At 70.6% G+C, this 20,967-nt stretch carries 20 protein-coding genes; 14 read left to right on the plus strand and 6 right to left on the minus strand.

Features of this window, described 5'->3' with window-relative positions; all coding sequences use genetic code 11:
- Position 1: 1 nt before the first annotated feature.
- The gene (locus ABLE53_RS09100) at positions 2-1,486 is read right to left on the minus strand and encodes a lipopolysaccharide biosynthesis protein (protein WP_348858509.1); all 1,485 of its coding nucleotides are present in this window, start codon (positions 1,484-1,486) and stop codon (positions 2-4) included.
- 199 nt (positions 1,487-1,685) lie between these two features.
- Between ABLE53_RS09100 and ABLE53_RS09105 the strand changes: the two genes are divergently transcribed.
- From ABLE53_RS09105 to ABLE53_RS09120, 4 genes are all read left to right on the plus strand, one after another.
- On the plus strand, positions 1,686-2,468 hold the full coding sequence (locus tag ABLE53_RS09105) for a polysaccharide pyruvyl transferase family protein (RefSeq protein WP_348858510.1): 783 nt from the start codon (positions 1,686-1,688) through the stop codon (positions 2,466-2,468).
- Between the two features lie 116 nt (positions 2,469-2,584).
- On the plus strand, positions 2,585-4,765 hold the full coding sequence (locus ABLE53_RS09110) for an acyltransferase family protein (protein WP_348858512.1): 2,181 nt from the start codon (positions 2,585-2,587) through the stop codon (positions 4,763-4,765).
- Between the two features lie 9 nt (positions 4,766-4,774).
- Complete coding sequence (locus tag ABLE53_RS09115) at positions 4,775-5,557, plus strand: SGNH/GDSL hydrolase family protein (protein WP_348858513.1); 783 nt, start codon at positions 4,775-4,777, stop codon at positions 5,555-5,557.
- 100 nt (positions 5,558-5,657) lie between these two features.
- Positions 5,658-6,458: an SGNH/GDSL hydrolase family protein gene (locus ABLE53_RS09120; protein WP_348858514.1), complete on the plus strand. Its 801-nt coding sequence runs from the start codon at positions 5,658-5,660 to the stop codon at positions 6,456-6,458.
- Here ABLE53_RS09120 and ABLE53_RS09125 read toward each other — a convergent pair.
- Entirely contained in the window at positions 6,448-7,731 is a 1,284-nt protein-coding gene (locus ABLE53_RS09125) for a sulfate adenylyltransferase subunit 1 (RefSeq protein ID WP_348858515.1), read from the minus strand. The two genes, ABLE53_RS09120 and ABLE53_RS09125, sit on opposite strands and share 11 nt — an antisense overlap.
- Complete coding sequence (cysD, locus tag ABLE53_RS09130) at positions 7,731-8,645, minus strand: sulfate adenylyltransferase subunit CysD (protein ID WP_348858516.1); 915 nt, start codon at positions 8,643-8,645, stop codon at positions 7,731-7,733. The genes ABLE53_RS09125 and cysD overlap by 1 nt, the downstream gene beginning before the upstream one ends.
- A 147-nt stretch (positions 8,646-8,792) precedes the next feature.
- Between cysD and ABLE53_RS09135 the strand changes: the two genes are divergently transcribed.
- From ABLE53_RS09135 to ABLE53_RS09150, 4 genes are all read left to right on the plus strand, one after another.
- A complete protein-coding gene (locus tag ABLE53_RS09135) occupies positions 8,793-9,056 on the plus strand; it encodes a hypothetical protein (RefSeq protein WP_348858517.1) in 264 nt (87 codons plus the stop codon).
- Positions 9,057-9,150: 94 nt separating this feature from the next.
- Positions 9,151-10,266 (plus strand): acyltransferase family protein, encoded by a 1,116-nt coding sequence (locus ABLE53_RS09140; RefSeq protein ID WP_348858519.1) that lies wholly within the window; start codon positions 9,151-9,153, stop codon positions 10,264-10,266.
- Positions 10,267-10,382: 116 nt separating this feature from the next.
- The gene (locus tag ABLE53_RS09145; protein WP_348858521.1) at positions 10,383-11,696 is read left to right on the plus strand and encodes a UDP-glucose dehydrogenase family protein; all 1,314 of its coding nucleotides are present in this window, start codon (positions 10,383-10,385) and stop codon (positions 11,694-11,696) included.
- Positions 11,697-11,771: 75 nt separating this feature from the next.
- The gene (locus ABLE53_RS09150) at positions 11,772-12,119 is read left to right on the plus strand and encodes a phosphomannose isomerase type II C-terminal cupin domain (RefSeq protein WP_348858522.1); all 348 of its coding nucleotides are present in this window, start codon (positions 11,772-11,774) and stop codon (positions 12,117-12,119) included.
- Positions 12,120-12,219: 100 nt separating this feature from the next.
- Here ABLE53_RS09150 and rfbA read toward each other — a convergent pair whose 3' ends face one another.
- On the minus strand, positions 12,220-13,095 hold the full coding sequence (gene rfbA, locus ABLE53_RS09155; RefSeq protein WP_348858523.1) for a glucose-1-phosphate thymidylyltransferase RfbA: 876 nt from the start codon (positions 13,093-13,095) through the stop codon (positions 12,220-12,222).
- 47 nt (positions 13,096-13,142) lie between these two features.
- Here rfbA and rfbB point away from each other — a divergent pair, with 47 nt between their 5' ends.
- Positions 13,143-14,153 (plus strand): dTDP-glucose 4,6-dehydratase, encoded by a 1,011-nt coding sequence (gene rfbB / locus ABLE53_RS09160; RefSeq protein ID WP_348858524.1) that lies wholly within the window; start codon positions 13,143-13,145, stop codon positions 14,151-14,153.
- Between the two features lie 5 nt (positions 14,154-14,158).
- Complete coding sequence (locus ABLE53_RS09165; RefSeq protein WP_348858526.1) at positions 14,159-15,550, plus strand: sugar nucleotide-binding protein; 1,392 nt, start codon at positions 14,159-14,161, stop codon at positions 15,548-15,550.
- 65 nt (positions 15,551-15,615) lie between these two features.
- Here ABLE53_RS09165 and ABLE53_RS09170 read toward each other — a convergent pair whose 3' ends face one another.
- Both ABLE53_RS09170 and cysC read right to left on the minus strand, forming a co-directional pair.
- A complete protein-coding gene (locus tag ABLE53_RS09170) occupies positions 15,616-16,551 on the minus strand; it encodes a sulfite exporter TauE/SafE family protein (RefSeq protein WP_348858527.1) in 936 nt (311 codons plus the stop codon).
- Between the two features lie 57 nt (positions 16,552-16,608).
- Positions 16,609-18,432 (minus strand): adenylyl-sulfate kinase, encoded by a 1,824-nt coding sequence (gene cysC, locus ABLE53_RS09175; protein ID WP_348858528.1) that lies wholly within the window; start codon positions 18,430-18,432, stop codon positions 16,609-16,611.
- Positions 18,433-18,537: 105 nt separating this feature from the next.
- Here cysC and ABLE53_RS09180 point away from each other — a divergent pair, with 105 nt between their 5' ends.
- From ABLE53_RS09180 to ABLE53_RS09195, 4 genes are all read left to right on the plus strand, one after another.
- The gene (locus ABLE53_RS09180) at positions 18,538-19,494 is read left to right on the plus strand and encodes an asparaginase (RefSeq protein WP_348858529.1); all 957 of its coding nucleotides are present in this window, start codon (positions 18,538-18,540) and stop codon (positions 19,492-19,494) included.
- A 21-nt stretch (positions 19,495-19,515) separates the two neighbouring features.
- Positions 19,516-19,752 (plus strand): hypothetical protein, encoded by a 237-nt coding sequence (locus ABLE53_RS09185; protein WP_348858530.1) that lies wholly within the window; start codon positions 19,516-19,518, stop codon positions 19,750-19,752.
- 125 nt (positions 19,753-19,877) lie between these two features.
- Complete coding sequence (locus ABLE53_RS09190; protein ID WP_348858532.1) at positions 19,878-20,285, plus strand: helix-turn-helix domain-containing protein; 408 nt, start codon at positions 19,878-19,880, stop codon at positions 20,283-20,285.
- Positions 20,285-20,965, plus strand: coding sequence for a hypothetical protein (locus ABLE53_RS09195; protein ID WP_348858533.1), 681 nt, complete (start codon positions 20,285-20,287; stop codon positions 20,963-20,965). Before ABLE53_RS09190 ends, ABLE53_RS09195 begins: the two co-directional genes overlap by 1 nt.
- Positions 20,966-20,967 lie beyond the last annotated feature (2 nt).

The following is a 20,967-nucleotide window of genomic DNA, read 5'->3' on the forward strand; positions in this document are numbered from 1 at the left end:
CTCAGGTGGACATCGGGGTCTCGGCGGGCGCGTACGAGCGCCTCAGCACGCGCAGGATGCGCAGGCACTCCTGCCAGGCGGCGGCACGCATGGTCGCCAGGTAGCACGCCACGACGATGAGGCCTGCCGGGATCAGGAAGGTCACGGTGCTCCACCCCACGTGCGCCCACGGCGTCGCCTGCAGGGCGAGGCCGACGGCGATGAGCACGGCCGTCGCGAGGATCGGCTTCACGAACTGGAGGAGGTACGACACGGGGGAGAGGCCGGTGTGCTTGTGCAGCGTGTAGATCCGCACCGGCCAGAAGACGATCTGCCTGATCGACCGGGCCGCGGCTACGCCGTTGATGCCGAACGGCACGGCCACCAGCAGCACGACGGTCCCGAAGACGAACTGGCCGGCGGCGACCTTGAGCGAGGCGTTGCCGCGGCCCCGCGCCAGCAGGACGCTCTTGTCGAAGAAGGTCACCGAGGCGAGCGCCGCCGAGGGCGCCATCAGGATCATCATCGGCACGGTCCGGTCCCAGCCCGACCCGAACAGCAGGTCGGTGATGGGGTGGCCGAAGGCGACGATCCCGCCGTAGATCGGGAACGCGATCGCCGCGCTGGCGAAGGTGAGCGCCTTGAAGTAGGTGAGCATCCGCTCCGGCTCGTCCTGGACCCGCGAGAAGGTCGTGAGGGAGACCTTCGCGAGCACGGCTGCGATGACCTCCATGACGATGGTCAGCAGCCGCTGCGCGATGAAGTAGTAGCCCAGCACCGCGGGCGTGAAGAACGAGCCGACGACGAGCTTGTCGACGTTGGACTGCATCGCGTTGAGGAACTCGATGCCGATGACCTGCATGCTGAAGGTCCAGATCCCGCGGATCGCGTCGCGGGAGTAGGTGAGCTTCGGCCGGAAGCCCGACAGGAACCACAGGATGAGCGCGGCGGCCGCGCCCGTGGCGACCGGCTGGAGGACCAGCGCCCAGACGCCCGCGCCGACCAGCGCGAGGGTGATCGCAACGGCGGCGCCGACGATGCTGCCGCCCAGCTGGCGGAAGGTCAGCTTGCGGAACTGCAGCTCCCGCTCGAGGAGGGCCGCGGGCACGCTGTAGAGCGACGCGATCGGCAGCACCAGCGCGGACACCGGGATGATCGAGGCGAGCCGCGGCTCGTCGAACGCCGCCGCGAGCAGCGGCGAGAGCGCGACGAGCGCGGCGTACAGCACGATGGCGGTGCCGACCGAGGTCCAGAAGGCGGTGTGGACGTCGCGCTCCTCGAGGTGCTTCTTCTGCACCAGCGCCTCGGCCATGCCGTTCTCGACGAAGACCTGGACGATCGCCCCGATGGACGCGGCGAGCGCCATCAGGCCGAAGTCGTCAGGCGACAGGATTCGACCGAGGATCGAGAAGACCAGCAGCGTGAGGAGTCGACCGCCCCACTTCTCGACCGCCACCCAGGCGACGCCTCTGACGGCGCGCGTGGGCAGGGACCGGGTGTCGCTCAACTGGCCTCCCGAGGGCTAGTTGTCACGTGGGATCGCCGCGGGAGGGGCACGCCGTCGTGACCTCCGGGGGGCGACCTCAGGTCCCTCACATACTGTCACCAGACCCCAACGCGGAGCACCGGCCCCGGCGGAGAGACGTGTCACACATCGCCCTCCGGAGACTGGCCGGGAGGTCTGGACCGCTGGCTAGCATCGGCCCATGCCCGCCCACATCGTGCACTGGAACCCGCGCCGGCTGCCGCTGCCCGGGCGCCTCTCCGAGATGTTCCGCGTGGGCCCGCGGGTCAACAACTTCGGTGACGTGCTGGGACCGGTCCTCGTCGACGCGATCCTGCGCGAGCGGGGCCTCGACCCTGCGGCCGGCCGCGGCCGGGTGCTGACGGTGGGCTCGATCATGCACTACTCCCAGCCCGGCGACGTGGTCTGGGGGAGCGGGGTCAACCCCAAGTCCGGCGACGACCTCGGCGGGGCGCCCGGCCTCGACGTACGCGCCGTACGCGGGCCGCGCACGCGCGAGGTGCTGCAGTCGGTCGGCACGACCGTCCCGGAGGTCTACGGCGACCCCGGCCTGCTCTGGTCGCGGTTCTTCCCCCGCGAGTCCTACACCGCCGGTCGTACGACGCGCCCGGTGACGATCGTGCCCAACATGCACGACTGGAGCGGCTTCGCACACGACCCGCGCGCGGTCAGCCCGCGCCGCCCCGTCCACGATGTGATCGCGCAGATCGCGAGCAGCGAGCTCGTCGTCGGCTCCTCGCTCCACGGGGTCGTGGTCGCCGAGTCCTTCGGCATCCCGGCCCGGCTCGTGGTCGGCGGCACCGAGCCCGGCTTCAAGTACGACGACTACTACCGCGGCACCGGCCGGCCGGCGTACGAGACGGCCTCGTCGGTGGACGAGGCGATCGCGCTCGGCGGCGAGAAGCCGCCCGTGTGGGACCCGGAGCCCCTCCTGGCCGCGTTCCCGGCCGATCTGTGGCGCTGAGACAGGTCTCACCCGCCCCCCTGGCGACATTCCCCCGTCGCCCTCGTTAGTCTCGACGCGACAGTTGACCACCGGCCGGACGCAACGATGCGTGGCTGACGACCTAGGAGTCGACGTTGTCCAACGCAGTTTCTCGGGCGGTTCGTTGGTGGAGGGCGCGGCGTACGACGGCCGAGCCGGTCGCGAACGCACGCCGCGACATCCAGGGCCTCCGCGCCCTCGCGGTCGTGGCGGTGATCCTCGACCACGTGCTCCGATGGCCCGACGGCGGCTTCGTCGGGGTCGACGTCTTCTTCGTGATCAGTGGCTACCTGATCACCGCGCTGCTGCTGCGCGAGCACGACCGCACCGGCACGATCTCGGCGAAGGGGTTCTACGCCCGCCGGATCAAGCGCGTCGTCCCGGCGGCGGTGACGGTGCTCTACACGACCGTCGTCGTCTCCGTCCTCGCCCTCGGTGCCCAGCAGGCGAAGCAGACGCTCGTCGACGCGGTCTGGGCACTCTTCTTCGCCGCCAACTGGCGGTTCGTGGCCCAGAGCACCGACTACTTCCAGCAGGGGCAGCTGCCGTCGCCGCTGCAGCACTACTGGTCGCTCGGCGTGGAGGAGCAGTTCTACCTCGTCTGGCCGTGGCTGCTGCTCCTCCTCTTCGCGATCGGCGCGAGGTGGTTCCGGTGGAGCGGCACCCACAGCCGCGTCGTCGCCGGCGTGGCGATCGCGGTGATCGGTGCCGCCAGCTTCGCCTGGGCGCTCCACGCCACCGAGGCGCAGCCGTCGGCGGCGTACTTCTCCTCGCTCACCCGGGCCTGGGAGCTCGGCCTCGGTGCCCTGGTCGCCGTGCTCGCGCCGGTCTTCGCGCGGTTGCCCGGCCCCGTGCGGCCCGTGCTGACGTACGCCGGCCTGGCCGGCATCGTCGGCTCGATGTTCGTGGTCAAGGAGGACGTCGGCTTCCCCGCCCCATGGGCAGCGCTGCCGGTGGTGGCGACCGCCGTCGTGATCGTCGCCGGCGAGGGCGCCCGGGTGAGGGCGTGGCCGCTGACCAGCGGCGTCGCCAACTATCTCGGGGACATCTCGTACTCGCTCTACCTGTGGCACTTCCCGGTGGCGATCCTGCTCGAGTCCTACCTGCTGCCCGACTCGGCGGCCTACATCGCGACCGCGCTCACCCTGGTCCTCGTGCTCTCGGTCGCGAGCTTCCACCTGCTCGAGGACCCGATCCGCAAGTCGACCTGGCTCGACGGCCGCTGGTCGCTGCGCCGCTTCCGGCGCGGCTTCTGGGGGCAGCAGCAGGGCTACCTGCTGTTGGCCGCCTCGAGCCTGGCGCTGGTCGTCTTCGCGGGCACCGCCCTCCAGTCGCCGACGCCGCCGGCGAGCTCCTTCCAGCTCTCCGCGGCCGCCGAGGCCGGCGGCTCCGGCTACCAGCCGAAGTGCTACGGCGCCGTCGCGGAGGTCCAGCCCAAGACGTGCGCCTCGGTCGACGGGGAGGGCGTCTACCCCGCGCCCGAGTCCCTGCGCGACGACTCGTCGGTGGCGTACCGCTGCTTCAACCAGTACGACGCCGTCCACTTCAAGTCCTGCGACTACGGCGACGCCTCCGGGAAGCTCAAGATCGCCGTGGTCGGGGACAGCCACATGGCGCAGTGGCTCGCCGGGCTCGACGAGACGGCGCAGGCCCGCGGCTGGCACCTGGTGTCGTACGTCGGCCAGGGCTGTGCCTGGGGCGACAGCGGCAGCTGCCCCTCGTGGTCGAAGGTGATGAGGAAGATCCGGACCGGTGGCTACGACGCGCTGGTCACCTCGGACTACCGCCGCAACTTCGGCGACGACCGCGAGGCCGCCGCCGAGCGCGCCGCGGACGCGTTCGCGGACGTCGGCAAGGTGCCGATGGTCGTGATCGGCGACGTGCCGCAGGTCAGCGACGAGGCGATGCGCTGCGTCAGCAGGCGCACCGTCAGCCCCGACGACGACTGCAGCACCCCGCGCAGCGACGCCCTCGAGCTCTCCGACCCGCTCGAGGACGCGGCGAAGGAGGCGGGCGAGCAGTTCGTGAGCATGAACGACGTCATCTGCCCGAAGGCCGACGACGGCTGCCCGGCGATCATGGGCCACGTGCTCGTCTACCGCGACGAGCTCGCCCACCTGTCCGACACCTACTCCGAGACGATCGGGAGCTACCTCGGTGCCCGGCTCGAGAAGCGGTTCGAGAAGCTCGGCGTCACCCACGCGAAGGCCGGTGGGAAGAAGGCGCAGGCGAAGAGGGGTGCCAAGGGCCGCACGAAGCCGAAGAAGGACACCTAGGAGGAACGAGTGCCCCCTCACCATCGCGCGCAGCAGATCAGGTACGCCGCGGGCATCGCCTGCCTCCTCGCGCTCATCGCCATCTTCGCCTACGCCTTCCACTGGTCCAGGCACTCGGACTCCACCGGCTCGGCGACGGCGGTCGGGCAGTCGATCGAGGAGCAGCGCTCGGAGGCGGAGCGGGAGCACGACCTCAAGGTGCGGTCCCTCCAGGTCGTGGTCCACTCCCGCAGACCGAGGATCCTCGTCGCGAGCGAGATGCTGGCGCCCGACGGAGTGGCGCGCAGGGGCACGCCCCTCGCGCTGACCACGCGCTGGCTGCGCCGGCAGCACGTCACCCCCGATGTCATCGACGTCCACACGTCCGGCCGCACGATCGAGGAGGTCCGAGGGGGGCTGACCCCCAAGGACGCGCCGGCGGACCTCGACGTCGCCGTGATCCAGCTCGGCGCCGGCAACGTCGGCAGGACGACGTCGGAGGACGCCCGGCTGCAGTACCTCGACCTGGCCCGCTGGCTGCACCGCCGGGCGCCGAAGGTGCAGCTGCTCTGCCTCGGCGCCTGGGGGGATCCGGCGCAGGTCGACGACGTCGACCACGCGATGTCGGCGGCGTGCCGGACCGCCGGCGGGAAGTTCCACCCCATCCGCCAGCTCTACAACGTCGACGGCAACCTCGGCGGGAAGCTGCCCGACGGCGCCGGCGACGACGCCCGCGCTCCGTCCGCGCAGGGCTACCGGCAGATCGCCGACGTCGTCGAGAACTCCATCCGGGTCGCGCCCGGCGCCGACTGACCGGGGCCGACCGACCGCGGCCGACTGACGTGGGCCACCGGTCTGGACCGGTCGGCCGCTCCACCTGACGAAGGTGCGCGGGCGCCCTAGCCTGCGGCCCGTGCTGAGCGAGCGCCGTTCCCGACAGGTCAGGTACGCCGTGGGGATCGGCTGCGCCGTCGCGCTGGTCGCGATCTTCGCGTACGCCGACTACGTCTGGCCGCACCAGGCCCGCTTCCCCGGCCCGGCGACGGCCGCCGGTCGCTCGCTGGACCAGCAGCACCAGGACGAGGAGGCGCAGCTGCGCCGACAGCAGCGCGCGGCCCAGGTCGTGCTCCGCACCCGGACGCCGGCGCTGCTCGTGGTCGGCGACTCGCTGACGCAGGGCTACGGCGCGACCGACGAGGACACGAAGGACTATCTCGCGCTCACCGTCGGATGGCTGCGCGGGCACGGCGAGACGCCGACGGTCACCGACGTCCACGCCTCGGGGCGCACGATCGGCGAGACGTTCCTCCAGCTGCGCGCCAAGGACGGGATCGACGAGGCGGTCCGCGGCGTCGACCTCGCCGTCGTCGAGCTCGGCACCAACAACGTCGGCACGGGCACGTCAGCCGCCGCCCGCCAGTACCGCCGACTCCTGCGCTGGATCCACGCCCACGCGCCCGAGGCACAGCTGCTGTGCCTGGGCACGTGGGGCGACCCCTCACGCACGCGGGAGTACGACGATGCGATCGCGGACGCCTGCGAGGCCGCCGGCGGGAAGTTCCACGCGCTGAGCCAGCTGTACGCCGTCCACGGCAACCGCAACCACGCCGGCACCCTGCCGAACGGCCGGACCGTCGACTCCTTCCACCCCTCCGACCAGGGCTACCGGCAGATCGCGAAGGTCGTCGAGCAGGCGATCCGGCTCAGCCGTTGATCATGCCCGCACCGACGGTGACGCCTGTGGCCTCGTCGATGAGGATGAAGGAGCCGGTGGTGCGGTTCTTGGAGTACGGGTCGCACAGCAGCGGCACGGTGGTGCGCAGCTGGACGCGGCCGATCTCGTTGAGGCCGAGCTCCTTGGTCTCCTGGTCGCGGTGGAGGGTGTTGACGTCCAGGCGGTACTGGATGTCCTTCACCAGCGCGCGGGCGGAGCGGGTGGTGTGCTTGATGGCCAGCTTCTGGCGCGGGCGCAGCGGCTGGTTGGTCATCCAGCAGACCATCGCGTCGATGTCCTGGCTCGGCGTCGGCGCGTTCTTGATCCGGGCGATCATGTCGCCGCGGGAGACGTCGACGTCGTCCTCGAGCCGCACGGTCACCGACATCGGCGGGAACGCCTCGGTGATCTCCTGGTCGAACAGGTCGATCCCGGCGATCTTGGAGGTCATCCCGGACGGGAGCACGACGACCTCGTCGCCCGGCTTGAAGACGCCACCGGCGACCTGGCCGGCGTACCCGCGGTAGTCGTGGTGCTCGTCCGACTTCGGCCGGATGACGTACTGGACGGGCATGCGGGCGTCGATCAGGTCGCGGTCGGAGGCGACGTGGACGTGCTCGAGGTGGTGCATGAGCGTCGGGCCGGAGTACCACGGCATGTTCTCCGAGCGGGTCACGACGTTGTCGCCCTGGAGCGCGGAGATCGGGATGACCTCGAGGTCCGGGATGTTGAGCTTGGTCGCGAACTGGGTGAACTCGGCGTGGATCTTGTCGTAGACCTCCTGCTTGAAGTCCACGAGATCCATCTTGTTGATCGCCAGCACGAGGTGCGGCACCCGCAGCAGCGACAGGATCACCGCGTGCCGCCGGGACTGCTCCGAGAGGCCGTTGCGGGCGTCGACGAGCACCAGGCCGAGGTCGGCGGTCGAGGCGCCGGTGACCATGTTGCGGGTGTACTGAACGTGGCCGGGGGTGTCCGCGATGATGAACTTGCGGCTCGGCGTCGCGAAGTAGCGGTACGCCACGTCGATCGTGATGCCCTGCTCGCGCTCCGAGCGGAGGCCGTCGGTGAGCAGCGCGAGGTCGGTGTAGTCGTAGCCCTTGTTCTGGCTGGTCAGCTCGACGGCCTGCAGCTGGTCCTCGAAGATCGACTTCGAGTCGAGGAGCAGTCGGCCGATGAGCGTCGACTTGCCGTCGTCGACCGAGCCGGCGGTCGCGAACCGGAGCAGGTCCATCTGGGGCATGGCCGGCGTACCGGCGTCCTGTGAAGCCATCAGAAGTAGCCTTCCTTCTTCCGGTCCTCCATGGCGGCCTCGGAGAACTTGTCGTCACCGCGGGTCGCGCCGCGCTCGGTGACGCGGGCCACGGCGACCTCCTCGATGATCTCGGGGAACGTGCTGGCCGTGGACTCGACGCAGCCGGTCAGCGTCATGTCGCCGACCGTACGGAAGCGCACGGTGCGCTCGGAGACGGACTCGCCCTCGCGGAGGGGGTTGTACGGCGTCTCGCTCAGCAGCATGCCGTCGCGCTCGAACACCCGGCGCTGGTGGGAGAAGTAGATCGAGGGGATCTCGATCTGCTCGCGGGCGATGTACTCCCAGATGTCCAGCTCGGTCCAGTTGGAGATCGGGAAGATGCGCATGTGCTCGCCCTCGTGGAGGCGGCCGTTGTAGAGGCTCCACAGCTCGGGGCGCTGGTTCTTCGGGTCCCACTGGCCGAACTCGTCGCGGTGGGAGTAGACGCGCTCCTTGGCGCGGGCCTTCTCCTCGTCGCGGCGGCCACCGCCGAAGGCGGCGGTGAAGCCGTTCTCCTCGATGGCGTTGAGCAGGGTGCCGATCTGGAGACGGTTGCGGGACGTCCGGCCGTCGTCGACGACGACGCCGTTCTCGATGGCCTCCTCGACGGAGGCGACGATCAGCTTCACGCCCAGACGGCTGACCCAGTTGTCACGGGTCTGGAGGACCTCGGGGAAGTCGTAGCCGGTGTCGACCTGCAAGACCGGGAACGGGATCTTCGCGGGGTAGAAGGCCTTCTCCGCGAGGCGCATCATCACGATGCTGTCCTTGCCGCCGGAGAACATCAGGACGGGCTTCTCGAACTCGGCGGCGACCTCACGGAAGATGTGGATCGACTCCGCTTCCAGCTGATCGAGCTGACTCAGCCGGTAGTCGGCGTGGGTTTCGGTCATAACAGAACCAAGGAACCTCTCGTCTTATGGGCAGCCGCCATCGTAATGTCCTGCCTGAACCCCAGGCGAACTGCCGCCCCGGGTGGACACAGTCTCTGACAACGGCGTCCGGCAGGTGTCGGCGCCCCTGGGTAGCGGGTGGTCGGCGTGCGAACGGCTGAAGTGGTGCTGCTGGTGGTGCTCAGCCTCGCGCTGTGGTGCGCCGTCGGCCTGGTGGTCGCGCTCACCGTCGGCCGCACGCTCAAGCGGCGCTCCGCCGACCCGACGGCCGGACGCGGCGTACCCCCTCTGGTCGAGGTCGCCGAGGAGCCCGCCGAGCCCGCTTCGCCGGTCCGGCCCGGGGAGACGCCGGCGCAGCCCGCCGTACGCCGGAAGGGGTCGAAGCCCGTCGCAGGTCCTCGCTCGGGCTGAGCCCGAACGCCGCGGTGTGGTCCGCATCACTGGACGTCACGGTCTAGACCGGTAGGTTGCTCGGGACCGCAACCACGTTCTCGGGAGACGTCCTGTGGCAGAGCTGACCGTTTCGCCGCCCCAGACCAGGGTCGGCCGCTTCGAACTCCTCGACTATCTGCGCTTCGTCGCGGCCGCGATGGTGGTGCTGATGCACTACCTCGTCAACGGCATCGCCGGCGGCAAGGTGACCAGCCTGAGTGCCAACGACTGGGCGATCCCCTGGGCGAAGTACGGCTACATGGGGGTCTCGCTGTTCTTCCTGATCAGCGGCTTCGTGATCACCAAGTCGTCGCACGGCAAGACCGCCCGCCAGTTCGCGGTCGGGCGCGCGGTCCGTCTCTACCCGTCGTTCTGGGTGGCGCTGCTGTTCACCTCGGTGGTGGCGATGTTCTTCGCCAACGACCAGATGTCGGTGACCGTCCCCCAGATTCTCGTGAACGCCACGATGATCCCCGGCGACCTCCGCGTCGCTCCCGTCGACGGCGTGTACTGGACGCTGGCGTACGAGCTGAAGTTCTACTTCCTGGTCTTCCTCTTCCTCTTCTTCGGCAAGGGCCGCTGGCTCGACCGCTTCATCCCGGCGTGGACCGTGGTGATGGTCGCCATCTCCGTCGTCTCGTTCCACCACTCGACGACGATCCCGTACGCCGGCGGCTACTACCTGCTGTTCGCCGCGGGGGCGCTGATCGCCCACATCCGCGACCACGGTCCGCGGTGGTGGACGGTCGTGCCGCTGCTCGGGGCGTACGTGATGAGCGTGCGGTTCGCGATGGACGAGGCCGACCAGTTCCTCGCGCACAAGGGCACGGCGCTCAACGCCGACGTCGTGGGCGTGATCATGACCGTCTTCTTCATGGCCGTCGCCTCGATGTGCATCCCGTGGGTCGCCGCGCTCCAGCTCCCGCACGCGCGGTCGATCGGGGCGCTGACCTTCCCCATCTATCTGCTGCACGCGCACTTCGGCTACATGATGCTCAACCACTTCGCGACCGACCAGAACAAGTGGCTGGTCTATCCCGTGCTCATCGCGGTCCTGCTGAGCCTGGCCTGGCTGCTCCACTGGGCCGTCGAGACCGGTCCACGGATGGCGTGGTGGAAGCAGCTGTTCGACAGGACGATCGGCCGGTTCGTCGGCGCGGTCCAGCCCGCCGGGGCGGAGGCCGCATGAGCGCGGCGGAGAGGCGGCCGCGCCGTACGTCGGCGGCTGGAACAGTGGGTGAACATCACATCGATCGGCTGCCGCGATCTGCAGCGCAGCCGTCGAGGCGTCCGTAGACTCGCGTCGTGCGTATCTCTGTCTTCGGCTGTGGCTATCTCGGGGCCGTCCATGCCGCCTGCATGGCGAAGCTGGGTCACGAGGTCGTCGGGATCGACGTGCTCGAGGAGCACATCGCGATGCTCGAGGCGGGTCGTCCGCCGTTCCACGAGCCCGGGCTGCCCGAGCTCCTGAAGGAGGCGCTGTCCTCCGGTCGGCTCCACTTCACGACCGACGCGTCGGCCGCAGCCGACGCGACCGTCCACTTCATCTGCGTCGGTACGCCGCAGAAGAAGCACGAGAACGCCGCCGACCTGAGCTATGTCCGCTCGGCGGTCGGCAGCCTGCTGCCCTCGCTCAAGCCGGGCGACGTCGTCGTCGGCAAGTCGACCGTCCCGGTCGGCACGGCCGAGGAGCTGCAGGAGCGGGTCCACGAGGCCCAGTCGGGCGCCGAGCTGATCTGGAACCCCGAGTTCCTCCGCGAGGGCTTCGCGGTCAAGGACACGCTCACGCCCGACCGCTTCGTCTACGGCGCGGAGCCCACGGAGCAGGGCCGGGCCGCGATGGCGGTGCTCGACGAGGTCTACGCCAAGGCGCTCTCCACCGGTACGCCGAAGATCGAGGCGGACCTGGCCACCGCCCAGCTGGTGAAGGTCGCCGCCAACTCCTTCCTCGCCACCAAGATCTCCTTCATCAACGCGATGGCCGAGCTCTGCGAGGCCACCGGCGCCGACGTCACGCTGCTCGCCGACTCGATCGGCCACGACGCCCGCATCGGCCGGAAGTTCCTCAACGCCGGCCTCGGCTTCGGCGGCGGCTGCCTGCCCAAGGACATCCGCGCCTTCATGGCCCGCGCCGGCGAGCTCGGCGTCGCCGACGCCCTGACGTTCCTGCGCGAGGTCGACTCGGTCAACATGCGCCGCCGGGTCCGGATGGTCGACCTGGCCCGCGAGGTGTGCGGCGGCTCGATCGTCGGCCGCACCATCGCCGTGCTCGGGGCGGCATTCAAGCCCGACAGCGACGACATCCGCGACAGCCCGGCGCTCTCGGTCGCCGCCCAGATGCAGCTGCAGGGCGCCCACGTGACCGTCACCGACCCGAAGGCCATCGACAACGCCAAGAAGAAGTGGCCCGACCTGGTCTTCGTCGACGGTGTCGAGGACGCCGTGGCCGGCGCCGAGGCGGTGCTGCTGCTCACCGAGTGGCCGGAGTACCTCGCGCTCGACCCCGAGGAGCTGCGCCAGCACGTCGCTGCCCCGGTGATCGTCGACGGCCGCAACGCGCTCGACCCGGTCGTCTGGCGGGCCGCCGGGTGGACCTACCGCGCGCTCGGCCGGCCCTGAGCCCAACGTCTGCAAACCGCACACTCGGGTGCATCGTCGCGCCTACGCTGAAACCGCCGACAGGAAGGCGATGACATGATCGGTGAGTCCGACAACCGTCCGTGGGGGTCCTGGCACATCCTCGACGAGGGCGACGGCTTCAAGGTGAAGCGGATCGAGGTGCTGCCGCACTCGCGGCTGTCGTACCAGACCCATCAGTACCGCGCCGAGCACTGGGTCGTCGTCACCGGCAAGGCGACCTGCGTCGTCGACGGTGAGACGGTCGTCGCCGGCCCCGGCGAGTGCGTCGACATCGCGATCGGCCAGGCCCACCGGATCGGCAACAACGAGGACGAGAAGCTCGTCATCATCGAGGTCCAGCGCGGCTCCTACACCGGCGAGGACGACATCGTCCGGCTGGAGGACGACTACCAGCGCGCCTGAGTGCCGGAGGTTGTCAGGGGAATTCTGACCTTGTGGGGTGTCTGTACGGCCCACAAGGTCAGGTTTCCCCGGCCGGCCGGGGAAACCTGGGACGACTCGACTACCGCAGCAGGTCCAGCAGATAGCGGCCGTAGCCGCTCTTGAGCAGCGGCTGGGCGAGCTCGGCGAGCTGGTCGTCGGTGAGCCAGCCCATCCGCCAGGCGACCTCCTCGGGAGCGCCGATCTTGAAGCCCTGGCGGTTCTCGATCGCGCGGACGTAGTCGGAGGCGTCGTTGAGGTCGCTGAACGTCCCGGTGTCGAGCCAGGCGGAGCCGCGCGGCAGGACCTCGACGTGCAGCCTGCCCGCCTCGAGGTAGAGCCGGTTCAGGTCGGTGATCTCCAGCTCGCCCCGCGCGGACGGGGTGAGCGTGCGCGCCAGCCCGACGACCGAGCCGTCGTAGAAGTAGAGCCCCGGGACGGCGTACGGGCTCCGGGGCTTCTCCGGCTTCTCCTCGAGCGAGACGGCGACGTTGTCCTCGTCGAACTCCACGACGCCGTACGCCGTCGGGTCGGCCACCCGGTAGCCGAAGACCGCGGCGCCGTCGAGGTCGCGGAAGCGGCGCAGCTGGGTGCCGAGGCTGGTGCCGTAGAAGATGTTGTCGCCGAGGATCAGCCCCACCCGCTCGTCGCCGTCGTCGGCGAGGAAGCCGGTGTCGGCGGCGATGGTGAACGCCTGGGCCAGCCCGTCGGGGGAGGGCTGGACGGCGTAGGTGAGCTGGACGCCGAGCTGCGACCCGTCGCCCAGCAGCCGGTGGAAGCCGGCCGCGTCGTGGGGCGTGGTGATCACGAGGATGTCGCGGATCCCGGCCAGCATCAGCGTGCTGAGCGGGTAGTAGATCATCGGCTTGTCGTAGACCGGCATCAGCTGCTTGCTGACCGCGAGCGTGATCGGGTGGAGCCGCGAGCCGGTGCCACCGGCGAGGATGATGCCCTTCATGATGCGTAAAGCCTACGGAAGACGCCGCGTCTTCATAGGATGAACGGGTGAAACGCATCCTCGTCACCGGCGGCGCCGGCTTCATCGGCAGCAACTTCGTGCACCACGTGGTCGCGCACACCGACGCGCACGTGACGGTGCTCGACAAGCTGACCTACGCCGCGACCCGGGAGTCCCTGGCGGCCCTGCCCGAGTCCCGCGTGGAGCTGGTCGTCGGCGACATCGCCGACGCGTCGGTCGTCGACCCGCTCGTGGACCGGCTGGACCCCGACACCGACGCGGTCGTGCACTACGCCGCGGAGTCCCACAACGACAACTCGCTCTCGGACCCGGCGCCGTTCGTGCAGACCAACATCGTCGGCACGTTCGTGCTGCTGGAGGCCGCGCGGCGTACGGGTGTGCGCTTCCACCACGTCTCCACCGACGAGGTCTACGGCGACCTCGACCTCGACGACCCGAAGCGGTTCACCGAGGAGACGCCCTACAACCCGTCCTCGCCCTACAGCGCCTCCAAGGCCGGCTCCGACCACCTCGTCCGCGCCTGGGTGCGGTCCTTCGGCGTCCGGGCGACGATCTCGAACTGCTCCAACAACTACGGGCCGTGGCAGCACGTCGAGAAGTTCATCCCGCGCCAGATCACCGAGGTGATCGAGGGCCGCCGGCCGCGGGTCTACGGCGACGGGCTCAACGTGCGCGACTGGATCCACACCGAAGACCACTCCTCGGCCGTGTGGACGATCCTCGAGAAGGGCCGGATCGGGCAGACCTACCTGATCGGCGCCGACGGCGAGCGCTCCAACCTCGAGGTCGTACGCGCGATCCTGCGGCACTTCGGCCGCGACGAGGACGACATCGAGTTCGTCACCGACCGGGCCGGCCACGACCGGCGCTACGCCATCGAGTCCGGCAAGCTGCGCGCCGAGCTCGGCTGGACGCCGCGCTTCGAGCACTTCGAGTCCGGTCTGGCCGACACGATCCGGTGGTACGCCGACCACGCCGACTGGTGGCGGCCCGCCAAGGCCGCGACCGAGGCGGCGTACGCCGCCCGGGGGATGTAGCGCTGGTGGTCGAGCCCGTCGAGACCCTCGCCGTCGAGGAGACCACGATCCCGGGGCTGCTCGTCGTACGCCTGCCCCTGCACGGCGACGCCCGCGGCTGGTTCAAGGAGAACTGGCAGCGCGCGAAGATGACTGCCCTCGGGCTGCCCGACTTCGGCCCGGTGCAGAACAACATGTCCTACAACGCCTCCCGCGGCGCGACCCGCGGGATCCACGCCGAGCCGTGGGACAAGTACGTCTCGGTCGCCTCCGGGCGGGTCTTCGGCGCGTGGGTCGACCTGCGCGAGGGGGAGTCCTTCGGCACGACGTACTGGACCGAGGTCGGCCCCGACGTCGCCGTCTTCGTGCCGCGCGGGGTCGGCAACTCCTACCAGGCGCTCGAGGACGGCACCGTCTACTCCTACCTGGTCAACGACCACTGGCGGCCCGGTGTCGCCTACCCGGCACTCAGTCTCGCCGACGAGAAGGCGGCGATCCCGTGGCCGATCCCCCTCGACGCCGCCGAGATCTCCGACAAGGACCGCGCCAACCCCGCCCTCGCCGACGTGGCGCCGATGGCGCCGAAGAGGACGCTGGTCCTGGGCGGCGGCGGACAGGTCGGCCGCGCCCTCGCAGCCGCCTACCCCGGCGCCGACGTGGTCGGCCGCTCCGAGCTCGACGTGACCTCCGCCGAGGCGGTCGAGGCCTGGCCGTGGGAGGAGTACGCCGTCGTGCTCAACGCCGCCGCCTACACCGCCGTCGACGCGGCCGAGTCGCCCGAGGGGCGCCGGGAGGCGTGGGCGGCCAACGCGGCCGCGGTCGCTCGGCTGGCGACCGTCGCCCGGGAGCACCGGCTGACGCTCGTGCACTACTCCTCGGAGTACGTCTTCGACGGGACCGCCGCCGAGCACGACGAGGACGAAGGGCTCTCCCCGCTCGGTGTCTACGGGCAGACCAAGGCGGCCGGCGACCTCGCCGCCTCGACCGCCCCGCGCCACTACGTCCTGCGCACCTCCTGGGTCGTCGGCGACGGCAGGAACTTCGTCCGCACCATGGCCGGGCTCGCCGACAAGGGCGTCTCCCCGAGCGTCGTCGCCGACCAGGTCGGCCGGCTCACCTTCGCCGACACCCTGGCCGCCGCCACCCGTCACCTGCTCGAGTCGCGGGCGGCGTACGGCACCTACAACGTGACCAACGCCGGCGACCCGCTCTCCTGGCACGCCGTCGCCGCCGAGGTCTTCGAGCTCTCCGGGCGCTCCCGCGACGACGTGACCCCGACCACCACCGAGGCGTACGCCGCCGGCAAGGCCATGGCCCCGCGCCCGCCCAGCTCGGTCCTCTCGCTCGACAAGCTCCGCGCCGCCGGCTTCGAGCCCGAGGACCAGCTCGTCGCCCTGCGCCGCTACCTGGGGGCCTGAGCGCCGATCAGTGGGCCCTCAGACGTGTCAGGCACGTCTGAGGGCCCACTGATGCCGGCATTCGGTCAGTCGCGGGTCTTCTCCGGCAGCCGCCAGGCGGCGAGGTTGTTGTCGAAGGCCGGGATGCCGCGGGTCTGGCGGATGAAGCCCCAGGCGAGCGGGCCGAGGAGGAGCATGCCGCCCGCGATGATGAGGAGCGCGTTGGAGGAGGCGCCGAGCATCTTGGCGCCCGACATGGTGAGCACGATGACGATGCCGCGGCGGATGACCGACTGCGAGACCCAGCGCGCGACCTTGGAGCCGATGAAGGTGCCCGGTGAGCCGCCGATGACGAGCGGGATGAGCACCGCCCACTCGACACCGTGGTTGAGCACCTGCCCGACCGCGGCGGAGAGCACCAGCGGGACGGCCTGGACGAGGTCGGTGCCGACCAGCTTGACGGCCGACAGGGTCGGGTAGACGAGCAGCAGCGCGATCATGATGACCGAGCCGGAGCCGACGGACGTGATGCCGACGAGCAGGCCGCCGACGGCGCCGATGGCCACGGTGAGGACCGGCCGCAGCTTCGGCTCGCCCTCGGGGGCGGTGTTGCCGCTGGTGACGAGCCGGAGCTGGAGATACATCCGGAAGGCGTACGACGCCGCCGCGAACAGCAGCGCATAGCCCAGGATCGTCTTGAGCAGGTCCTCCTCGTCGCCGCTCCCGGCCCACCTCGTGATGAAGGTGCCGAGGAACGCGCAGGGCACCGACCCGAGGATGAGGTAGGCCGCGAGGCGCAGGTTGGGCGAGCCGTGCCGCCAGTGCGTCGCCGCGCCGACCGACTTGTTGACCGACGCGGCGACCAGGTCGTTGGCCACCGCCGTGGTGGGGTTGATGCCGAGCAGGATCAGCGCCGGCGTCATCAGCGCTCCTCCCCCCATCCCCGTCAGACCGACGACGATGCCGATGAAGAAGCTGACGAGCAGGACGTCCAGCGCGTCGATGGTGAAGAGATCGTGCACCCTGTCACTCTTCCGTGTTGTCTTTACTTGTTCGGTCGACTTAGGACCTTCGCGAGTCTAACGGGGTGCCAGGGCGCCGAGGACAATCCGGAGCAGCTCGGCGATCCGCTCCGCGGCCGCTGCGGCCGCCTCCGGACCGCGCCGGTAGGGGTCGCGTACGTCGAGGGCCGGGTCGGCAGCGCCCCGCGCCGATGCCAGCCGCGCGAGCAGCTCCTCGCGCGACCCCGCCGACCCCGCGGGCCCAGCCAGCCGCTGCAGCGCCTCGGCCGCCTGGCCGAGGGTGAAGACCTTGCGGAACATCGCCGGGTGGTCGTCGAGGATGTAGGTCCGCTGTGCGACCTCCATCGTCAGCACGAGGTCGGCGTCGTCGAGGATCGCGGTCGTCAACGGCCGGCTGCGGAACGGCGCCGGGTCCACGCCGTCGGGCAGCACCTTCGCCATCTCCACGTCCAGCGGGTGCGCGTCCCAGCCGTGCGTGCCCGCGCTCGCGAACTCCAGAGTGCCGTCGGTGACGACGCTGCGCGCCACCAGCTCGGCGTACGCGCTCCGGCAGATGTTCGCCGTGCACACGAAGAGCACCTTGAGCGGCTTCGCCCCCACCTCCGCGGGCGTCCCGACGGCCTCGACGGTCTCGACCCCCTCGACGTCCGGCGCCGCCGTGAGGTCGACGTAGCCCGCGTCCCGGAGCGCGACGAGCACGTCGTCGAGCGCGTCCTCGATGGTGCGACCGGTGGTGTCGACGCGTACGTCGGCGTCCTGCGGCTCCTCGTACGGCGAGCTGATCCCGGTGAACTCCGGGATCTCGCCGGCCCGCGCCTTGGCGTACAGCCCCTTGCGGTCGCGCCGCTCGCACTCCTCGAGCGGCGTGGCGACGTGGACGAGGAAGAACGCGCCGCCGGCGTCCTCGACGTAGCGCCGCACGTCCTGGCGGGTCGCGTCGAACGGCGCGATCGGCGAGCACACCGCGATGCCGCCGTGGCGCGAGATCTCGGCGGCCACCCAGCCGATCCGGCGGATGTTGGTCTCGCGGTCCTCCTTCGAGAACGTCAGGCCGGCCGACAGGTTGCGGCGTACGACGTCCCCGTCCAGCGAGGTGACCGTCCGGCTGCCCTGCTCGAGCAGCCGGTCCATGAGCGCCCGGGCCAGCGTGGACTTGCCCGAGCCGGACAGGCCGGTGAAGAACAGAACCAGGCCGCGTTCCTCGGGCGCCGGCCGGTCGAACGCCACGACCTCCTCGATGTCGGAGGGGTAGTCGGCGCCGGTGCCGCCTGTCGAGCCTGTCGAGCCCGTCGAGCCCCTCGAGGTGAGCGCGTGGACCGGGTCGCCGGCGGCGTACGCCTTCGTCACCTCGACGCCCAGCTCGTGGTCGACGGTGGCGTCGCCGTGCGAGGCGAGAGGTACGGCGACGACGACCGCGTCCTGGAGGTGGCCGGTGGCCAGCAGGCTGGCGCGCAGCAGCGCGACCGGGGAGAGCGCCGGGGTGCCCGCGCCGACGAGCGCGAGCAGGACGATCGGGCCCAGCTCGGCGATCTCGTCCAGCTCGGTGTAGGTCAACGCGTCGGTGACCGGCACGAACGTGCGGCCGGCGTACGCCTCACGCACCTGCGCGGGGGAGAGGTAGAGCCGGCGGAAGGGCCCGTACGCCGCGCTCGCCAGCGGCGTCACCTCGCCGCCCGGCCACGCCACCCGGGCCAGCGGCAGCCCCTCCGGGTCGACCAGCTCGACGGCGCCGGCCCCGGCCGCCTTCGCCTCCACCTCCGGCGGCAGCGTCAGTGTCACGGGCGAGCCGGGTGCGTTGAACGGTCCCGGCAGCACTCCGTGGACGATCAGCTCGAGGTCGTCGAGCTCGCGGGGCGTCGGGTTGAACTGCGGTGCGGGCACGGATGCAACCTTCGCACAGCGGGGGTGCCCGGACCGAAGCGGATGTGTCCGGACCGACACCGGACCGACATGGGGCGCACGGGTCATCGCCCCTACCCTTGTCGCATGCCTGCGCCCGTGCCCTTCGCCGAGATCGTCCGCTCCGGCTTCGTCGAGGGGCGCCACTACGGCTCGCTCGTCGCGCTGGCCCCCGACGGCTCTGTCGACTGGTCGATCGGCGACGTCGAGTCGCCGGTCCTGCCGCGCTCGTCCAACAAGCCGGTCCAGGCGCTCGCGATGCTCGAGCTCGGCCTCGACCTGCCGCCCGACCTGCTCGCGCTGGCCTGCGCGTCCCACTCGGGCGAGGACTTCCACCTCGAGGGCGTACGCCGGATCCTCACCGGCGCCGGCCTCGACGAGGACGCGCTGCAGAACGTCGAGGGCTACCCCCTCGACGACGACGCCCGCGCCGCGATGGTCCGGGCGGGGGAGAAGCCGTCGCGGCTCGCGATGAACTGCTCCGGCAAGCACGCCGCCATGCTCGCGACGTGCGTGGCCAACGGCTGGGCCGTCGACGACTACCTCGACCCCCAGCACCCGCTGCAGCAGGGCATCATCAGCACCTTCACCAAGACCACCGGCGAGCCGGCCGAGGTCGCCGTCGACGGCTGCGGCGCGCCGCTGCTCTCCGCCTCGCTCCTCGGCCTGGCCCGGGCCTTCGCCACCATCGCGACCGCCACCGACGGCCCGGCCGCGCGGGTCGCCGAGGCGATCAGGAGCTTCCCGCAGAACGTCTCCGGCACCACCCGCGACGAGCTCGCTCTGCTGCGCGCGATCCCCGGTGCGATCGGGAAGGGCGGCGCGGAGGCGGTGTACGCCGTCGCGCTCCCCGACGGGCGCGCCTACGCGCTGAAGACCGACGACGGCGGCTCCCGGGCGCGACCGGTCGTCATGGCCGCGGCGCTCGTCAAGGACGGGGTCGACCAGCGTGCGGGCGTCGACGGGGACGCCGTACGCGCGACCGGCGTGCACCAGATCCTCGGCGGCGGGCGGCCCGTCGGGGAGATCCGCGCGCTGATCTGATTCGGACCGGGCCGATCTGAGATGGCGGGCCTCGCCCTCTTCGCGCTCGTCCTCGTGGCCGGAGTGGCCCCGCGGCTGGGGCGGCGTGGCGCCTTCGTGCTGGCGGTCCTCTCGTGCGTCTGGATGCTCGCCAACCATCCGATGGAGGGCACTCTGCTGTTCACCGTGTTCCCCGGCCACGGCTTCACCGAGGGGGACCTGGCCGGTATCGGGGGGCTGCTCGTCGCGGCGTACGTCTGGTTCACCAGCCGCCACTGATTGCTCATAGCTAGCACCCGCTGCTAGCGACAGCAGAGCCATTGAGCGCTCAACCAGCCGTCCAGCATCTGGTCGGTGCTAGCAGAAGGGTTGAATCTGCTAGCAAGAGTTAGCACCATGGAGGCATGGTCAAGAGCAAGGTCGGCAAGACCGTCGAGTCTCTGGGTGAGTACCTCAAGGAGCAGCGGATCTCAGCGAAGATGTCCCTGCGCCAGCTCGCCGACCAGGCAGGTGTGTCCAACCCCTACCTCAGCCAGATCGAGCGCGGACTGCGCAAGCCATCGGCCGAGGTCCTCCAGCAGATCGCGAAGGCGCTGCGCATCTCCGCGGAGCAGGTCTACGTCCGCGCAGGGATCCTCAGCCCCGACGACGACATCGGCGGCTCCGTCGAGCTCGCCGTTCTCAACGACCACCGCCTGACCGAGCGACAGAAGCGCTCGTTGCTGGACGTCTACCAGTCGTTCCTCGCTCTCAACAGTCGGGTCAGCGACGACGCCGACGCGACCGCTGACACCCCCCAAGGAGAGATGTAATGCCCAAGCTGCCCAAGTTCGACATCCCGAAGCCGGCGCTGCCCAAACTCGAGAAGCTCCCGAGGCTTCCGAAGGTGGAGCTGCCGAAGGTGGACCTGCCGAAGGACGTGAGCGTCCCGGTCAAGCCGCTCTACGCTGGCGCCGGCGTCGCCGACGCGGCCTACGCGACCGTGAAGGAGTACGCCGCCGGCGTACAGAAGAAGGTCGAGAGCTACCGCGGCGACGCGACCGCGAAGTACGCCGAGGTCAAGAAGAGCGTGACCTCCTTCGAGCCGAAGTCGCTCCAGAGCAAGGCCAAGGCGTCGTACGCCGAGTTCGCCGGCACCTCGAAGAAGACCGTCTCCGAGCTGCAGGCCGACGCCAAGGCGCTCCCGGGCAAGGCGCGGGCCAAGCTCGACGAGACGACCACCAGCGTCACCGGCACCTACGACGACCTGGCCAAGCGCGGTGAGGTCTTCGTCGCCAAGCTCCGCGGCAAGCCCGCTCCGAAGGCGCCCGCCACCAAGAGCAGCGCGAAGAAGGCCCCGGCGAGCAAGTCGACCGCGAAGAAGTCGACCGCCAAGAAGGCGCCGGCCAAGAAGTCGACCGCCAAGAAGTCGACCGCGAAGAAGACCGCCGCCGCCTCCTCGACGGCCAAGAAGACCAGCACCACGAGGACGACGCCGGCGAAGAAGGCCTGAGC

Source organism: Nocardioides asiaticus (assembly GCF_040049175.1).
Classification (GTDB): Bacteria; Actinomycetota; Actinomycetes; order Propionibacteriales; family Nocardioidaceae; genus Nocardioides; species Nocardioides cheoyonin.